Here is a 16,783-nt window from a genome sequence, read left to right on the forward strand (position 1 = left end):
ATTTACTCTTCAGAGCTGAGGGCTCTATATATTTTTTGACAACGGCACGCACTTCTGCTTCATTGCCGGCAATCCCTTTTGCATCGGTTAAATCTTTCAACATGGACAATGTCTCATCTAACTTTGCCACTGGCATTCCCTCCTCGTCCCAATATGTACAAAGCCTATTATAATCAAAATCGCAAAAAGTGTAAAAAGTTTCAGCCTTCTATTTTATATCACGTCGGTACTATACCGGGTATTTCTCGATACTCTTTTTGTGGGCTTTTGGCTACCGCGTTTCTGAGAAAAGTCACGACACAGTCCATTAGTGGAATTGAAAGTGACAGCCGTATGGGCATTTATGGTCATCAAGCAGCCGCATCGCATTGGGCTTTACCATTTTGGCCATGTGACATACACTTTCTTTAAAAAATCACTTTCCAATTGTGATCCACCGTTGCCCGAATCACTTTCCGTTCTAAAATGTAGTTGGCGATCAGTTCGGCCGCGTCGATTTGCACATCTTTTACAACAGGCTTACCCTTGAACATCAAATAATCACCGCCACCGCCGGCCCGGTAGTTATTCATCACGACATCATATTCGGCGGCCGGATCAACGGGCTTTCCTTTGTATTCGAGTTTGACAACCCGTTTGCCGACTGGTTTTGACAGATCAATCACATAGTCGATGCCCTCCCACATATCATAATTATAATGCTGTGGTTTTGGGTTCGAAAAAGCGGGGTTGACTTCGATTGTCCCGCCGTTACTAGTCTTAAAATAGCTAGCCGAACGCTCAAGTGCCGCTTTTATATCTGCTCCGGTAATTCGGATAACCTTAAAGGTATTCGGATAAATGTAGTTGGAAACAACATCCCGCATTGTCACGTTTTCAGGAAAGCCTGGCGACTGGTTATCAAATAGTGCTGTGCATGATATGTCTACCCCAGTCGCTTCCATTTGCACGCGATTCATAAATTCAATCAGGGGATGATCTTTCAAGCGGACCTCCATCGGGTTATGCACGAGCATATCCCCTTCAATTTTACCGATTGGCTGGTCAAGCCAGGCCTGTGTCGCCTCTTCATATGGTTTGGCAAGAGAAATAATCGCAGGGTCGGCTTTTACTGTTTCAACAGACAAAAGTTCTGATGTCTTCTGAACACAGCGCCAGTGTCCCTGTTGTTTTTCCAATTGCAATACAACTTTTCCTACCGCCCTGCCGTTATTGCCTGGCTGTACCACCGTCACCCCGTTGATTGCTTTTCCAGCGATCATCCGGTGCTGATGACCGGTCAAAAGCACATCGATTCCGGATACTTTCTGGCACAGCTGGTAACCCTGATTTTCACCTGTCAAGTCTTCTGTCGGTTCGCCGCTGTCCAAGTCCCGTTCAAATCCGCCGTGGTAAGAGAGGATGACGATATCTGCCTGTTCTTTTTCACGCAAAAATTTCACCCACTGTTTTGCCGTTTCAACAGGGTCGGCAAACAACATCCCGCTGATATGCTGCGGCTGCTCCCAGTTTGGGATATAAGGAGTAGTCAATCCCAGTAAGGCCACTTTCAATCCTTCCGCGAATTTTTTTATGATATAGGGGCGCCCAAAATAAGGCATTTTCGTCTGCTCGTTTAAAATATTGGCGGACAGCCACGGGAAATGGGATTCCTTCACCGCCCCCAGGAGCAGCGCTTGCCCATAGTTAAACTCATGATTTCCCGGCACGGCTGCATCGTACTGCAACGAATTGGCAGCAAGCACCATCGGGTTGGGCCCTTCTGAATCAATCCTTGCATAATAGTAGGTTAGCGGCGTCCCTTGAATAAGGTCTCCATTATCAAGAAGCAGCACGTGCTTTTGCCGTGCGCGTTCTGTTTTGACCAAAGTGGAGATTTTTGCCAACCCAACAGCCGCTTCCTCATTTGTTCCATAATTGATCGGCAGAATATTTCCATGAATATCGCTTGTTTCAAGTATCACCAGCTCAAATGTTTTCATCCCTATTTCCTTTCTTTTCGACATCTCATTATCCACATTGTAGCTTTTTTCTTTTACATTTTCCATGTATGTTCAAAAATCCCCATTTTTTCTGCGTTGTTAAAACATTTATAAACAATTAAAATTTCGTTTATTTTGTTTTCCATGTAGTATATGATAGAAACTGAAAGTGAAGGTAAATCCATCATGATAAAATTGGGGGTAAATGTATGCTGAAAAAGTTTCTTGCACTGTTTGTCGTTTTAGGACTGACTTCCTCCTTGGCTGCCGGTTGCGGGAGTAACGGGGAAAAATCAGGGAATAGCAGCCACTCCAGCAGCAGTTCCTATACACCTAAAGAACTGAAAATCGGCTTTGTGCCTTCCCAGAATGCCGAAACATTGGAAGCGAAAGCTAAACCGCTGGGGAAACTATTGTCAAAAGAACTCGGCATTCCGGTCACCGTAACAGTGACAACGGATTACAACAGTATTGTGGAAGCATTGGGTTCGAAGCAGCTGGATATCGGATTCCTGCCGCCAACGGATTATGTGCTTGCCCATAAAAAACACTATGCAGATGTCTTATTACAGGCGCTCCGCTACGGGGTGGATCCGAAAACCGGAAAACCCACTTCGGAAAAAGTGGATTACTATTATTCCGGCATGCTTGTTAAAAATGATTCTAACATTAAAAGCATCAAAGATTTAAAAGGTAAAAAGATTGGCTGGCAGTCACCAACATCTTCTGCGGGGTATGTATGGCCGGCCGTTGAAATGAAAAAAGCCGGTGTCGATGCGCAAAAAGATGTAACCGGCGTCCAACTGCAGGGCCATGACAAAGGCGTGCAGGCGCTGATGTCGGGTGACGTTGATGCTGCTGCCGTCTTTGTCGATGCCCGTAATATTGTTGAAAAAGAGTACCCGAATATTTATAAAACAACGCATTACTTATTCTTGACGGAGAAAATTCCAAATGACACGATTAGTGTACGGCCGGATATGTCTAAAAAGTGGAAAGACAAGGTCACTGACGCTTTTATCAAAATTGGAAATGATCCAAAAGGTCAAAAAATCATCAAAGATATTTACACACATGTCGGCTATAAAAAATCATCCGATGCGAACTTCGATACTGTTCGAGAATACAGCGAAAAAGTCCAGAAAATCGGAAAATAAGCACGAAAACGCATGAAAAGGCTGCCTGCAGGGCGTTAATAAAGCACTGCAGGCAGCCTTTTCTTTTATCTATTATCCTAATTGAACAGTCCATGTTTATCGAAAAAACCGCTTGTTATATCAAACGCTTGCGGATCGATCCGGAAATATAGTCGATTATCGTAACCATTATAATAATACCCCAAAGAATAATCCCAACCCGGTCCCATGAGTGGCCGTTTAAAGCAAAAATCAGCGGTGCACCGATTCCGCCGGCACCGACAATTCCCAAAATTGCCGCCGACCGTACGCTAATTTCAAACCGGTACAGCGTGTATGACATAAAAGCTGGCATGACTTCCGGCAGAATTGCAAACCACAGCACCTGGATCCGGTTTGCACCCGATGCGATCAGCGCCTCTCTGGCAGAAAAATTCATATTTTCAATCGACTCTCCGAACAGTTTTCCAAGCATCCCGATCGAATGGAAACCAAGTGCCAGTATCCCGGCAAAAGCGCCAAGCCCGACCGATTTAATAAACAAAAGTGCCATAATCAGCTCCGGAAATACGCGAATACTGCTTAAAACCACTTTTCCAAGCGTGGAAACGACATAATACTTGCTCATATTCCGCGCTGCCCAAAACGCAAACGGCACGCATAGAACCGCCGAGATAAATGTCCCTAAAACCGCGATTGCTAATGTTTCAAGGAGAGCATGCAACAAATCTTCCCCGTCCGGATCATAAATATAGCCGAAATCGGGGTGGATGAACCCATGAATGATCGCTTTTAATGCCTGTGCCGCCGTATCTTTTAATTCAAGATGGGGTGCACTGCCGAATGCCCATGCATAGATCAGAACGACAATCAACACAATCGCCCATGTTTTGATCCTCTTCAGCAGCGGTTTTTTTACCAAATCCGATTGACCCCTCATATTAATTTCTCCCTTATCCGGTTACTTAAGCCATCAATGATCAGAACAACAACAAACGTGTATAAAATGATCGTGAGCACTTGGTTATATTGGAAAAAACCGAGGGCATTATTTAAATACAGCCCAATTCCGCCAGCGCCGACATACCCCAGAACAGCTGCCGCACGAACATTAATTTCAAAACTATAAAGGAAATACGACATATAGCTTGCCGTCACTTGCGGCACTACTCCGAAAAAGATCCACTGGATTTTATTGGCGCCCACCGCTGTCATGGATTCAAGCGGCCCACTGTCAATCGCTTCAATCGATTCATAGAAAAGCTTGGCGATGACCCCGAATGAAAAAACCGCCAACGCAAATATACCTGGTATTTCACCGATCCCGAAAACCGGAACGAACAATGCGGCAAGCAACAGCTCAGGCAGCGTCCGGATCAAGTTCATCATGACGCGGGCAACTTGGTAGATGACCGGTATTTTCACAACATTGCTTGATGCAAGCAGGGCAACAGGAATCGCTGCTATGCCGCCAAAGGTTGTCCCCAAAATCGCCATGCGGATCGTAGCAAGCATCGGCTTGGTGACGGAACTGAAGTAATGCCAGTCAGGGGGGAACATTTCATTCAGTAACGATCCCATGTTTCTGCGGCCTGCCCACAATGCTGCCAAAGAGACTTGTGTAGTATGCGCGCTCCCCCAAATGATAAGTATCAGGAAAAGGATGGTCAGGCTTGTCTTTATCCTTGCCACTCTTTTCCGCCTGATTACATCCATTACAACGCCCCCCCTAATAGCTCATCATCCTTCAGATTACGGCCGTAAATATCAGCGAAAACATCATCTGTCGCTTCAGATACTGAGCCGTCAAACACGATGTTCCCGGCACGGATGCCAATAATTCTTGTCGCGTAGGCCTTCGCCAAATCAACGAAGTGAAGATTTACGACCGTTGTAATCCCCAGCTCCTGGTTAATCCGTTTGAGGTCATTCATCACCTGCTTTGTGGTGAGCGGATCGAGCGACGCTACCGGTTCATCTGCTAGAATGATTTTTGCCCCCTGTGCGAGCGCCCGCGCAATCGAAACGCGCTGCTGCTGCCCACCAGATAATTCATCTGCACGCGAATACGCTTTTTCTTTTATATTTACACGTTCCAACGCATCCATGGCAAGATCCATATCTTCTTTCGGGAACAGACCCAAGATTGTTCGGAGGGTTGAATGGTAGGCAACACGGCCGGATAACACATTGCGCAGTACCGTAGAACGTTTCACTAAGTTAAAGTTTTGGAAAATCATCCCGATATCACGGCGGATATAACGAAGTTCCTTTCCCTTGGCAGCGGTAATCGACTTGCCATCAATCAGAATTTCACCTTCCGTGATTTCATGCAGTCGGTTAATTGAGCGCAGTAATGTAGACTTTCCCGCGCCGGAAAGACCGACAATTACGACAAACTCACCCTTATGTATCGTCAGGTTCACATTGTTTAACCCTCGTGTCCCATTCGGATAAACTTTAGAAACGCTCTTAAACTCGATCATTTCTACTCCCCTTTAATATTGAAAGTTGTCAAAATTTAATGTGCTGTTTTTACTGTACCATTGAATACCCGCAAACTCAAGGATGATTTTGTTCACGTATATCTCACGTTTTTCTCGGCACTATACCGGGTATTTCCCGACGCTCTTCTTGTACGTTTTTGGCTAATCATCAGATGGTTCGTGATATGCCTGCAGAAAAAATCACGGAGTACCTCTTCATTGCAGCACGGGGCAGCACGGGGCGTCACGTATGACTGGTGCTTGAATGATGGGGGTTATGATTTGGAAAAGGCAATGAGAGCGTATATGGGAAGATTGTTAAAAGTATTTTTGCAATAGACAAAATGGTTCAAATTCATTATAATAAAGAAAAATGAATGACCATTCATTTTAAAGGGGGCCTTACCCATGGCATATACGAAATTCGGGCCGCTTACCGTCATTGCGGGGGAAAACGGCAGCCGCGTCCCGTTCAGTACCTCGCTTCTCGTCGAGGGCGGGCAGGGGGCGGCGCTGGTTGACTGCGGCAGCGGCTTTCAAATTTTAAATGAAATAAAAAAGGAATACGCCATTCGGTCTGTTTATTTGACCCATTACCATCTGGACCATATTTGGGGCGCGTACCTGTTTAAAGACGCCGAAATTCAAATCAATCCATATGATGTAAAAAAACTGAATGATGTTGAAGAGCTGGCAAAAGCGAGCGGTATGCTGAGCCCGGCCGACCCGGAGAGCCGCAAAAAGTGGATGAAGCAGCTGTTTGAAAAGCCGCCTGAAAACTGGAACCGCCCGCACTGGCAGCCGGTGCTGAACCTTACGGAAAAATGGTATCCGTACGGGGAAGAGCTCAATGTATATGGGACGAAAATGTTGATGATCCATGCGCCCGGCCATACGGAAGGATACTGCTGCCCGTATTTTCCGGAACACGGTGTCCTGTTTGCCGGCGATTTTGACCTGGCCTCTTTCGGACCATGGTACAACAACGCCGACTCTGACATTGACGCCTTTATTGCATCCGCGAAAACCACGTTGGAAACAGATGCGCAAATTTTCATCACTTCCCACCATAAAGGGGTGGTGGACAGAAAAACATATGAAGAATTGCTGAAGCGGTATATCAACAAAATTTACGAGCGCGAAGAAAAAACGCGGTCTGCTGTAAAGCGGGGTGTGGCGCCGGACGAAATGATCTACGAAGAAATTTTTTATTTCCGGAAAAATCTAGAACAGAACCCGCAACTTGTGATTTCCGAAATTGTCGGCATCGCCAAGCACCTCGACAGGCTTGTGCGTAATGGGGAACCGTTTGAAGCTTATTTTGAGGCATTTTTGCAGCACTTTCAGTTAACAAGGGAAAATATTTTCTATCACACATCTTCTGTCCCGGCACAACTCCAATAACAGGTAGCGGCGCCCGCTTCGCCGCTATTTTTCCTGTAAAAGCCTCTTTCCGTGCCGAGACCAGTGTATCCCGGACGCTATATAAAATGAACTTAAGTTTTTAAATCAATTCCGAGCAGCAATTTTCATGATGAATATTTTTTACAGCGGGCAACAGAGCTGCGACATTTTGTTCATTTTTATAGAAAGAAAAAAACAACCGCCATTACGGTTGCAAATCGGCAGATTGTTTCCTCAGCTGCGTTTTTAAAATTTTCCCGACCCCGTTGCGCGGCAGGTCATCTAAAAAGACAAATTTTTTTGGCACTTTGTTTTTCGCGAGATGCTTGAGGCAATATGCGGCCAAATCCTGCGCTGACGTTTCGTCTCCCGGCTTCTTCACGATAAAAGCGAGCACTTCTTCCCCCATCCGCTCATCCGGCACACCGATCACCGCTGTCTCCAGCACAGCGGGGTGGCGGGCAAGCAGTTCTTCGATATCACGCGGATAAATATTAAAACCGCCGCGAATGATTAAATCTTTTTTACGGTCGACGATATACAAATAGCCGTCTTCATCCACTTTCGCAAGATCCCCTGTATAAAGCCATCCGTTCTTTAAAACCCGCGCTGTTTCTTCTCTATTTTGGTAATAGCCAGGGGTGATGTTATCGCCGCGGACGACCAGCTCCCCGACCTCGCCAGCCGGCACTTCCAAATCATTCGGGTCCACAATTTTAATCTCAACGCCTGGGATCGGCACACCGACAGACCCTGGTTTATACGGCATGCCCTCCTTATAAGAACTGACAACCGGCGCGGCTTCCGACAGCCCGTAGCCTTCCAGCACCTCCACCCCGAATTTATCCAGAAATCCCCGCCGTAATGCTTCCGGCAGTGGCGCTGAACCGGAGCCAAGTGATTCGAGGCTGGACAGGTCGTACGCTTCTGCCTTCGGGTGATGGTACATCGCATACACCATTGCCGGGACAACCGAGAAAGACCGGACCCGGTATTTTTCAATTGCTGCAAAAATCTGTTCCGGCTCAAATTTTGCAAAAACAACGACAGAATACCCTTTGATATAGCATACATTTGAAACAGTCAGTCCGTACACATGGGCAAGCGGCAGGACACCAATTGTCACTTCGCGCCCTTGCCCCTCTTTCGTGTTTGCTGCAGAATTCACCGCATTCGAATATAAATTCCGGTGCGTTAAGATAACCCCTTTTGGACTGCCGGTTGTGCCGGATGTATATAAAATGACAGCGGGATTGTCTTCCCGGATTCCCGTTACCGGTGTGAAGGCATTTTCCAACGGGTCGGATGTTATACCGTCCGCCGAAAAAACAACCGGTTTTTCCGGCAAACCGGAAATGGCCTGCCTGAGTTTTGGCATTGTAGCGGCGTCTGTGATAACAGCCCTGGCACCGGAATTCCGAAGAATATAGGCGATTTCTTCAGCATGCAGCAAAAACATGACCGGTACGATGATGGCGCCGGTCCTTGCGATGCCCTGATAGGAAAACAGCACTTCCGGGCAGTTGGGCATGCAAACGAGCACCCGGTCCCCTTTCCGGATACCGTTTTTTTGCAGGTTCCCGGCAATCCGGTTGGCGTATTTTTGCGCATCCAGATTGCTGTAAGTCTTCCCACTGTAATAAAACAGTGGGTATTCGCCAAACTGTGCAATGTTTTGTTCCAGCAAATCTTGTAGCAACGGCATTTTTTCACCCCATTTATGTTAAAGTGACGGGAGACGCGCTTTTTCTATCCACCCGGGCATGAGCTGTTAATCCATTAACTCTCCCACTTTCACATGCCCGCGCAGCAGATTCCGGGAGATGATGTAGCGCTGGATTTCGTCCGTGCCTTCGAAAATCCGCCACAACCGCATTTCCCGGTACCACCGCTCAATCGGCAGTTCTTTCGTATATCCCATGCCGCCGTGAATTTGCAGCACCCGGTCCACAACCCGGTTGGCCATATTGCTGCCGTACAGTTTTGCAATCGAGGCATAGTGACGGTTGTCCTTTCCCGTTTCAGAAAGCCATGCCGCATGGAGAACGAGCCACCGTGTTGCTTCAATTTCAACATTAGAATCGGCAATCATCCATTGGATCGCCTGCCGTTCTGCAATAGGCTTGCCAAAAGTAACGCGTGTTTTTGCGTAGTCCATTGCCATTTGCAATAACCGTTCCGAGGCACCGACCGCTCTGGCCGGAATGAGCCAGCGCCCTTGGCCGATCCACTTCATCCCAAGGCTGAACCCCTTGCCCAGTTCGCCGAGAATATTTGCTTCAGGCACCCGGACATCCTCGAACACGAGCGAAGCAGGCCCCCACTCCCCCATCGTCTGGATGTATTCCGACCGCCACCCCATATCACGATCAACAAGGAAGCAGGTTACCCCGCCGTTTGCCCCTTTTTCCTTGTCCGTGACGGCAAATACCATCGCAAAATCGGCTTCATTGCCGTTTGTAATGAACACTTTTTCGCCGTTTAATACCCAATGGTCCCCGTCTTTTACGGCCGTCATTTTAATATTCGCGGCATCAGACCCCGCCCCCGGTTCCGTTAAGGCAAAGCATGACCGCCGCTCTCCATTGATGACCGGGATTAAATATTTTTGCTTTTGTTCCTCATTACAGTCATACAAAATATTATCCGCCGAACCGCCGAAGCTGAACGGGACAAAGGTGCGCCCGAGTTCCATTTGGAGGAGCGCCGTCATCACGGGGCCGAGGTTCGCGCCGCCATATTCTTCCGGCGTATTAATCCCCCAGAAACCGGCTGCCTTCGCTTTCTCTTGCAAATTTTTTATGACGCTATCCGCCAGGCCCGGCCGCCCCTCGCGTTCATTTTTTAAAACCTCCTGCTCGAGTGGCATCAATTCTTTTTTTACAAACTCCCGCACCGTTCGCTGAATCATTTTTTGCTCATCTGACAGCGTGAAATCCATGGGTTGTCCTCCTTTTTAATAATGATTACGCTTTCATTTCATCGTTTATCAATACAATATATGCATCGTCCAGGCGGATATACTTGGAAAATAGGACAGGGCTGTACCGGAAATGCCTGGCACAGCCCTGTTTTTGCGCAGGTTTCGTATGAAACTGCTCGCCTCTTCAGCCATATTTTTTTAAAAAAACTGCACCTATCACCTGCCTTCTTTCAGGGGATAGGTGCAAGGCAATAACACACTATTTTTTCACATAGAACAGCCTTGACACAAGCAACCCGACTGTCCCGAGGGCAATAAACAAAATCGTCCGGATGAAAAGGTTGACGGTATGCATATCGACAAAAATCAATTTACAAAGCGTGATCAAAAGCAGGATCATCCCCGCGAGCCGGATCTTCTTGTTGTCTTTCCAAACCCCGAGCGCCACTCCAGCTGCAGCATATACCATCCAGACAAAAGACTGGAGCATCATCCACAGGCTGACGGACCAGCTTTCTGCAACCGCACCTGCCAGCTGGGTAAGAAAAACAAGATGAAAAAAGGCATTTACGGCGATCATAAAGTTTTTCAGCCCTTCCTGTTTCAACGAAGCTGCAGCCAGCATCCGGTAGAAAAACAGCATCGTCCCGATCACAACAAGCCACACGAAAGTCTCCGCACTGAACACATCCCGGATCCATGCAGTGGAAAATAATTGAAAAGTTGTAAAAATATAAAGCAATAACCCGATAACCTGCTGAATGACTGCTTTAAAATGAAAGCCAAGATAAATGGCGACCGTGGCTACAATAAAATACACGGCAAGATTTAACACATGATCAGGCAAAATTTGGTACAGGAAATAAACAACGCTTACTGTACAAATGGAAATGGAGACAGAGATCTGCTCCCGGTTTTGTTTTTCCCGGCCGTAGTAGGCAAACCAGCCGTAAGCGACTGCAGCGGCCAATAAGTATAGATTAAACAGCGCATGTTGAAGCGATGCTTGCAGCAATATGCCCGGCACTTCCTCCAGCGTACTATAAGCCCATCCGGTTGTCAGCACAAAGCTTGAGAATAAGACCGGCACCGTTGCCTCTCCTATTCCCTTCTTGTAAAAAGCGACCCAGCAAAGCAACGCATGCTGAATGATCGCCCCAAGCACAACAGAATACGAGATCCCTGCACCAACTTGATTGATCAAAAGATTGATATAAAGGATAAAAACGGCGGCATGCCACAGCCCACTTGCCGTATAAAACAGCGCTTTGTAAGATTTCCGGACGGCAAACAAGAGCAAAAGCGCATAAAATGCCGTTTCATACCAAATAACAAAATGGGCGGCATGTTCCTTTCCTTCAACCAAAAACGGCACAAGATACCCGGCACATGCAGTTAAAATCGCAATCGCTTCCGAACGGTGCCGGTCAGAAAGAAACAGCCCAAGCCCGATCCAGATCAGGTTCAGGATAAATGCAATGAAAGGCGGCACGAAGCCGTACAAAACATGCATCGCAAACGTCGTCAAAATGGCAACGGAAACGGCGCCGGACAGCAGCACGGTTCCAAGTGCCACCATTTGTTTCTTAATCTGTCTCTCCCCAAAAAAGTACAGCACAGCGGCCACGCCAAAACCGAGCAAAACCCTGATTAGTTCCGTCCCCGCAATGGCCACAATGGTAAAGGCAAAAATGATGCCTAGAAGCAGCACGAAAATAAAGATTCTCGGCAGCCACACCCTTCCGAGCCGGTATTCCCAATCAACCGGTTCCGGCTTCGCCTGAACCGGTGTTTTCTGCACCGGTGTCTCAGCATCCTCTATGCGTGGTGCGGTTTTCTCAACCCGTTTATCCGGCGTGCCGGTTGTGGTTGGTATGGCGCTTTGACCGGCTTCCCTTTTGGCCGGCTGGTTTCCCTGTTTCGCTGCAAGGTCAGTTTTTAATGTTGCCACTTCCTGTTCCAAAACGGCCACTCTTTGTTCAAGCTGTTCAATCCGGTCCATTTGGTCCCCCCTCAATTTCTCTTCTTCTATAAAGATATTCGAAGCAGGCAGTCTGGTTTCCTTCTCATTTTGTCTTTTTTCGACAGGTTGAGGCGGATTTTGCCGGTTGACCCGCAACCAGCAAGCGTACCGTTTTCCAAATCCGGATAACCCAACTGCAAGTTCCCTTTCCAATGGCAATAATTCCACTGGCTTAAGTTCCGGATTTTCTGAATTCATCTTTTCTATACTTGTACTTTACATTCAAAATGCATTTGCCAAATCTAATAGTATGCCTTCCGGGAATTATCCGCCAAATCCAATCAGCACACCTATGAAATACATCAGGCAGCACCAAAAAAGCTGTCCCCGGCAGGCAGCCGCTTTATTCCCTGTAGATCAGCTCAAACACCGCATCAAACAAATCCGGGTCGAGATTCATGGTGCGCAGTCGGGCCAGTATTTTCAAAGGCGCCTCTTCTTCCCGGGCCAAGGCATAAATCTCCTCTTTCAAACGATAAGCAATCTGTGCCGCGTTCAGCAGCCCGTAAAAATCCTGCAAGCGGCGTGCGCGAACATCGTGCGTGCCGGCCGAAAATGAAACCGCAGCCCCTTTTTCCGGATCGTATGCTGCAATCCGCACAATCGTTGTATCTGTTGCCTCCTCATAGGATGCCGAATACCCGGATATTTCGATGTTTCCGAATCCGCGAAACAGCACCCGGATCTCTCTTGGAACAGGCAAAACACGCAAGTCGCCCTCAACCGGATGCACAATAAATTTCTGCTCCTCCCAGTCGAGTTCAAATCTCGTCAAGGCATACGCCCCATCTTCATATGCCAGCGTTTCCCCGTCATCTTCATACAGTACAAAGGTATTTGTGCTCCCCGGAAAAACCAGTACATCCAGTTGCTTCGGATTTCCGGTTCCATTTTTATGTGGGCAGTGCCCCGCAAGTGGAATGATCGCGCCGGCTTTCGCAAAAACAGGCAAACGGCCAAGCCCTCTGTACACGTTTAACCTCGTGCCGCCTTCATAACGGTGGCCGGTAAAAAAGTCGTACCACGTGCCAAACGGCAGCCATACCTTTACACACGCGAGACCAAGCGCCGGATTTCTTTTTTCCATCACCGGTGCAACGACCAGTTCGCTGCCGAAAAAGTACTGGTGCCGGACATCATACGCTTCTTCATTAAGCGGATACAAATCATACATTGGCATGACAAGCGGCAGTAAGTCATGATGCGTCCGCCAGTTCATCGTGTAAAGATACGGAACCAGCCGGTGCCTTAACCGTAGAAATGCCTTGATTGCATCCGCCGCTTCTTTCCCGTATTTCCACGGCTCTTTCCCCATGAATTCACTCTGCGTACTGTGCAGGCGCAAGATCGGGCTGAAAGTGCCAAACTGCACCCAGCGCACAGCCAGTTCGTCATCACGCGCCCCGCCGAAGTGGCCGCCGATATCATGGCTCCACCATGAGTAGCCAATATTTGAAGCCGTTGCCGTAAAATACGGCTGAAACCGGTAAGAGTCCCAGGATACAACGGTATCGCCGGAAAAACCGATAGGATAGCGGTGGCTGCCGGCGCCGGCGTAACGCGATAATATGAGCGGGCGCTTTCCAGACTTCAACCTGTCCAGCGTGTGGAAATGATTCAAAAGCCACAAAGGATCAAGCCCTTCAATCGAACTGTTTGTCCCCTGCTGCCAGTCAATCCACCAAAAGTCAACGCCGTCTTTTTCCTGCGGATGGTGCAAGTACGCAAAATACGCATCACGGAAAAAGCGGTTGTTGATATCGAATAAAATCGGGTCTCCCGTCTCCGGGTCGATGCCCATTTTTACAGCCATTTCCGGATACATTTCCTCATAGGCACGCACCCCGTCGGCCGGATGCAGATTGAGCGTTACTTTTAAATGCCGCGCATGCAGCCAGTCCAAAAATGCTTTCGGATCCGGAAACAGCTCTTTATTCCACGTATAGCCTGTCCAGCCGCTCCCGTATTTTGCCGGAATATCCACAAGATGCCAGTCCATGTCCAGCACGGCGACAGAAAAAGGAATATCCTCGTTTTCAAACCGCTCCACAAGCGTTTTATATTCCTGCTCTTTATACGGCCAGTACCGGCTCCACCAGTTTCCGAACACAAACCGGGGCAAAAGCGGCGGCGCCCCTGCCAGTTTGTAAAAATCACGCAATGCCTCCAGATAACTGCGGCCGTACGCAAAAAAATAAAGATCCACGCCTTTGTTCTTGCGCGGTTCAATCGTCTCTTCATCAACAAGAATAAAAGATTCCGAATCATCCAGCACCGCGTAGCCTTTTTTAGAAAGAATGCCTTCTTCCAATTCGGTTTCCCCGTCCACCTGGTCCAGCGTTCTGGCTGTGCCTTTCAATGTTTCCACCGGTGTTCCGAAATACCAGCGGTTCTTGTGGTTTGTAAAATTGCTTTTCACATCGATAAAAAGCGCATTCGGCGAAAACGGGCCTTTCTTAAGGTAGTGCAGATGGAAAGCTTCGGTGATGATTTCAAGCGAAACATCGTTTTCCAGCTTCCGGAATGCCGGGACCGGAAACTGCCGGTTCAGCACGGTTTGTGTCGCCCTGTCTTCAAATACGCCGTTTTCCGCGTATTCCAAGCGGATCAGCTTCGGTGTCAGCACGGTAAACCGGTAATGCTCCCCTGTTATAACAGCCTGCGGGCTTAATGGAAAACGCATTTTTTCTTCATTCATCACGGACCACCCTTTTTTCATTTTACTATTCGCTCATGCAACCTTTTCCCTTTTTCCTCCAAACAGCAACTCTTTTCCCATTAAAAATCATGCCTATTCGGCAAAAAAATTTTACAAATGGCACTTTTCAAAAGGAAATCAGCAAGAAAAGAAGAAATTATTCTTTGCATGCTTAAAAATGTAAACGGAATGGTGCCGGGTATGCCGGCAGCCTTCGTTTCAAAAAGGGGAATGAGAAATGGCAAAACCGCTTTACTATGAAAAAACGGAAAGCATGTTAAAAGCAGGTGTCTGGATGTCCCCTTGCCCTTATGTCATCCGGCCAGGGACCGTGTTCCGGGAAGCGGCATGCATCATGCGCGGGCAAAATTTAAGCAGCCTTGTGGTTACGGATGAGACAGACCAGCCAGTCGGGATGCTGACGCTGCATCATGTCCTCGCCGCATTGCTGGATCATATGGAAAACGAACCGGTCTTGCGGGCACTGCCGAAGAGAAATTTTGCTGCAATCTCTGAACAAGACAGCCTGCTTGACGTGCTGTCCCTGCCTTTTTCTGCATTTCCAGTCGTGAACGAAAACCGGAAATGCACCGGCATCCTTACAAGGCAGGATCTATTGGACGGCCTTGCGCACTATATCCGGCAAATGGCGCAAACAAAAAACACAGCAGAGATTTTAAACGCCGTATTGGAGAGCGCTTATGAGGGCATTGCCGTTGTCGATGAAAACGGCATTCTTATCGAATTTAACGAGGCATACAGCCGGTTTACAGGCATCAAACGGGAAGATGCGATCGGGCGGCATGTTACCGAAGTCATTGAAAATACCAATCTGCATGTCACTGTCAAAACGGCCATCCCTGAGCGCGGTGTCATCCAATATATTCAGGGGCAGGCAATGGTCGTCCACCGTATCCCGATTTGGAAAGGGGGCCGGGTAGTCGGCGCGATTGGCATGCTGATTTTCGAAGGCGTCTCGGAATTGTATCAAATTTTTGAGCGGCTGCAGCAGGATTCTTTGTCTGCCCGGAAAGAAAAAACAGGTTCCAAAAAGATGCCGGATCAAGCCGGCTTCACACAAATTTTAGGAACGAGCGAAAGCATCTCCCGCGTAAAACGGCTGGCAAGAAGGGCGGCACGGACTTCGGCAACGGTCTTGATAACAGGGGAAAGCGGAACTGGAAAGGAGCTGTTTGCCAAAAGCATCCACCAATTGAGCCCGTATGCACGGGGACCGTTTATTACTGTCAACTGCGGCGCGATTCCGGAGCCTTTGTTCGAATCCGAGCTGTTTGGTTACGAAGAAGGCGCGTTTACCGGCGCAAAAAAAGGCGGGAAGCCCGGAAAATTTGAATTGGCGGAAAACGGCACGCTGTTTTTGGACGAAATCGGGGAATTATCGCCCGCCATGCAGACGAAACTGCTGCGTGCCATTCAGGAAAAAGAAGCCGAGCGGGTTGGCGGCGTAAAAAAATATAAAACGAATGTGAGGATTGTCGCCGCTACCAATCGCAATCTTGAAGAAATGGTAGAAGCCGGCACGTTCCGGGCGGATTTATATTACCGGCTGAATATTATCCGGATCCATTTGCCCCCGCTCCGCGAACGAAAAGAAGATATACCGGGTTTGGTTTCCCATTTTCTGAAGGCGTTTTGCCGGCGTTACGATTTGCCTGAAAAAAGGATCAGTTCAGAGGCAGTTGCAGCGATGATGGCTTACGGATGGAAAGGAAATGTAAGGGAACTGGCCAATACGGTGGAAAGGCTTGTGACACTCGCCGACGGGCCGGAAATCAGCCGTGGCGATCTGCCGGAAGCGATTCATGAGGCTCAACCGGCAAAAGACATCTACGCTGAATCTTTGATCAGCCGCGCCAGAGAAGCGGGCGAGGCGCAAGAAAAAGCACTCATTATTCGGACGCTGAAAAATGCAGGCGGCAATAAGACGAAAGCGGCGGAACTGCTCGGTATCCACCGCACAACGCTTTACCAGAAAATCAAAAAATATAACCTGTAGCGCCTGTAGTGTAGCCAGTCCGCTACAATTGTCGTGTTTTTCCTACACTTTCCCGGCATGAAACAGGCCCAGTTCTGCGAGACGCTTTTGGCATGCTTTTTGCATTTAAAAAGG

At 48.1% G+C, this 16,783-nt stretch carries 11 protein-coding genes and 1 pseudogene; 3 read left to right on the plus strand and 9 right to left on the minus strand.

The window, feature by feature from the left end:
• Nucleotides 1-130 (minus strand): annotated as a pseudogene (locus P9687_RS08280) (peptidase M28); the annotation flags it as partial.
• A gap of 277 nt (nt 131-407) precedes the next feature.
• Nucleotides 408-2,048, minus strand: coding sequence for a bifunctional metallophosphatase/5'-nucleotidase (locus P9687_RS08285; protein ID WP_168985897.1), 1,641 nt, complete (start codon nt 2,046-2,048; stop codon nt 408-410).
• 143 nt (nt 2,049-2,191) lie between these two features.
• Between P9687_RS08285 and P9687_RS08290 the strand changes: the two genes are divergently transcribed.
• Nucleotides 2,192-3,139, plus strand: coding sequence for a phosphate/phosphite/phosphonate ABC transporter substrate-binding protein (locus tag P9687_RS08290; protein WP_013858425.1), 948 nt, complete (start codon nt 2,192-2,194; stop codon nt 3,137-3,139).
• 115 nt (nt 3,140-3,254) lie between these two features.
• Here the strand turns inward: P9687_RS08290 and phnE (P9687_RS08295) are convergent, their stop codons facing one another.
• From phnE (P9687_RS08295) to phnC, 3 genes are read right to left on the minus strand one after another with little or no spacing between them, the layout of a single operon-like run.
• Nucleotides 3,255-4,058 carry a phosphonate ABC transporter, permease protein PhnE gene (gene phnE / locus P9687_RS08295; RefSeq protein ID WP_013858424.1) on the minus strand — a complete coding sequence of 268 codons (804 nt, stop codon included), beginning with the start codon at nt 4,056-4,058 and terminating at the stop codon, nt 3,255-3,257.
• Nucleotides 4,055-4,834: a phosphonate ABC transporter, permease protein PhnE gene (phnE, locus tag P9687_RS08300; protein WP_035190210.1), complete on the minus strand. Its 780-nt coding sequence runs from the start codon at nt 4,832-4,834 to the stop codon at nt 4,055-4,057. The genes phnE (P9687_RS08295) and phnE (P9687_RS08300) overlap by 4 nt, the downstream gene beginning before the upstream one ends.
• Nucleotides 4,834-5,604: a phosphonate ABC transporter ATP-binding protein gene (gene phnC, locus P9687_RS08305; RefSeq protein ID WP_013858422.1), complete on the minus strand. Its 771-nt coding sequence runs from the start codon at nt 5,602-5,604 to the stop codon at nt 4,834-4,836. Before phnC ends, phnE (P9687_RS08300) begins: the two co-directional genes overlap by 1 nt.
• A gap of 408 nt (nt 5,605-6,012) precedes the next feature.
• Between phnC and P9687_RS08310 the strand changes: the two genes are divergently transcribed.
• Nucleotides 6,013-7,008, plus strand: a complete 996-nt coding sequence (locus P9687_RS08310; protein WP_035190214.1) for an MBL fold metallo-hydrolase — start codon at nt 6,013-6,015, stop codon at nt 7,006-7,008.
• A 205-nt stretch (nt 7,009-7,213) separates the two neighbouring features.
• Here P9687_RS08310 and P9687_RS08315 read toward each other — a convergent pair whose 3' ends face one another.
• From P9687_RS08315 to P9687_RS08330, 4 genes are all read right to left on the minus strand, one after another.
• Nucleotides 7,214-8,713 (minus strand): class I adenylate-forming enzyme family protein, encoded by a 1,500-nt coding sequence (locus tag P9687_RS08315; protein ID WP_168985896.1) that lies wholly within the window; start codon nt 8,711-8,713, stop codon nt 7,214-7,216.
• Nucleotides 8,714-8,779: 66 nt separating this feature from the next.
• The gene (locus tag P9687_RS08320) at nt 8,780-9,949 is read right to left on the minus strand and encodes an acyl-CoA dehydrogenase family protein (protein WP_014096095.1); all 1,170 of its coding nucleotides are present in this window, start codon (nt 9,947-9,949) and stop codon (nt 8,780-8,782) included.
• A 241-nt stretch (nt 9,950-10,190) separates the two neighbouring features.
• Nucleotides 10,191-12,122: a DUF2339 domain-containing protein gene (locus P9687_RS08325; protein WP_326241352.1), complete on the minus strand. Its 1,932-nt coding sequence runs from the start codon at nt 12,120-12,122 to the stop codon at nt 10,191-10,193.
• A 175-nt stretch (nt 12,123-12,297) separates the two neighbouring features.
• Nucleotides 12,298-14,652, minus strand: a complete 2,355-nt coding sequence (locus tag P9687_RS08330) for a glycoside hydrolase family 31 protein (RefSeq protein WP_035190238.1) — start codon at nt 14,650-14,652, stop codon at nt 12,298-12,300.
• A gap of 238 nt (nt 14,653-14,890) precedes the next feature.
• On the opposite strand from P9687_RS08330, the gene P9687_RS08335 reads away from it, so the two are divergent.
• Nucleotides 14,891-16,669 (plus strand): sigma 54-interacting transcriptional regulator, encoded by a 1,779-nt coding sequence (locus tag P9687_RS08335; protein ID WP_328228513.1) that lies wholly within the window; start codon nt 14,891-14,893, stop codon nt 16,667-16,669.
• Nucleotides 16,670-16,783: the final 114 nt, after the last annotated feature.

It is taken from the genome of Weizmannia sp. CD-2023, assembly GCF_036225245.1.
GTDB lineage: Bacteria > Bacillota > Bacilli > Bacillales > Bacillaceae_C > Weizmannia > Weizmannia faecalis.

What these genes read in the sequence shown, in the direction of transcription:
- P9687_RS08285 (WP_168985897.1), bottom strand. Translation starts at nt 2,048, where the DNA reads ATGGAAAATGTAAAAGAAAAAAGCTACAATGTGGATAATGAGATGTCG.
- P9687_RS08290 (WP_013858425.1), top strand. Translation starts at nt 2,192, where the DNA reads ATGCTGAAAAAGTTTCTTGCACTGTTTGTCGTTTTAGGACTGACTTCC.
- phnE (WP_013858424.1), bottom strand. Translation starts at nt 4,058, where the DNA reads ATGAGGGGTCAATCGGATTTGGTAAAAAAACCGCTGCTGAAGAGGATC.
- phnE (WP_035190210.1), bottom strand. Translation starts at nt 4,834, where the DNA reads ATGGATGTAATCAGGCGGAAAAGAGTGGCAAGGATAAAGACAAGCCTG.
- phnC (WP_013858422.1), bottom strand. Translation starts at nt 5,604, where the DNA reads ATGATCGAGTTTAAGAGCGTTTCTAAAGTTTATCCGAATGGGACACGA.
- P9687_RS08310 (WP_035190214.1), top strand. Translation starts at nt 6,013, where the DNA reads ATGGCATATACGAAATTCGGGCCGCTTACCGTCATTGCGGGGGAAAAC.
- P9687_RS08315 (WP_168985896.1), bottom strand. Translation starts at nt 8,713, where the DNA reads ATGCCGTTGCTACAAGATTTGCTGGAACAAAACATTGCACAGTTTGGC.
- P9687_RS08320 (WP_014096095.1), bottom strand. Translation starts at nt 9,949, where the DNA reads ATGGATTTCACGCTGTCAGATGAGCAAAAAATGATTCAGCGAACGGTG.
- P9687_RS08330 (WP_035190238.1), bottom strand. Translation starts at nt 14,652, where the DNA reads ATGAATGAAGAAAAAATGCGTTTTCCATTAAGCCCGCAGGCTGTTATA.
- P9687_RS08335 (WP_328228513.1), top strand. Translation starts at nt 14,891, where the DNA reads ATGGCAAAACCGCTTTACTATGAAAAAACGGAAAGCATGTTAAAAGCA.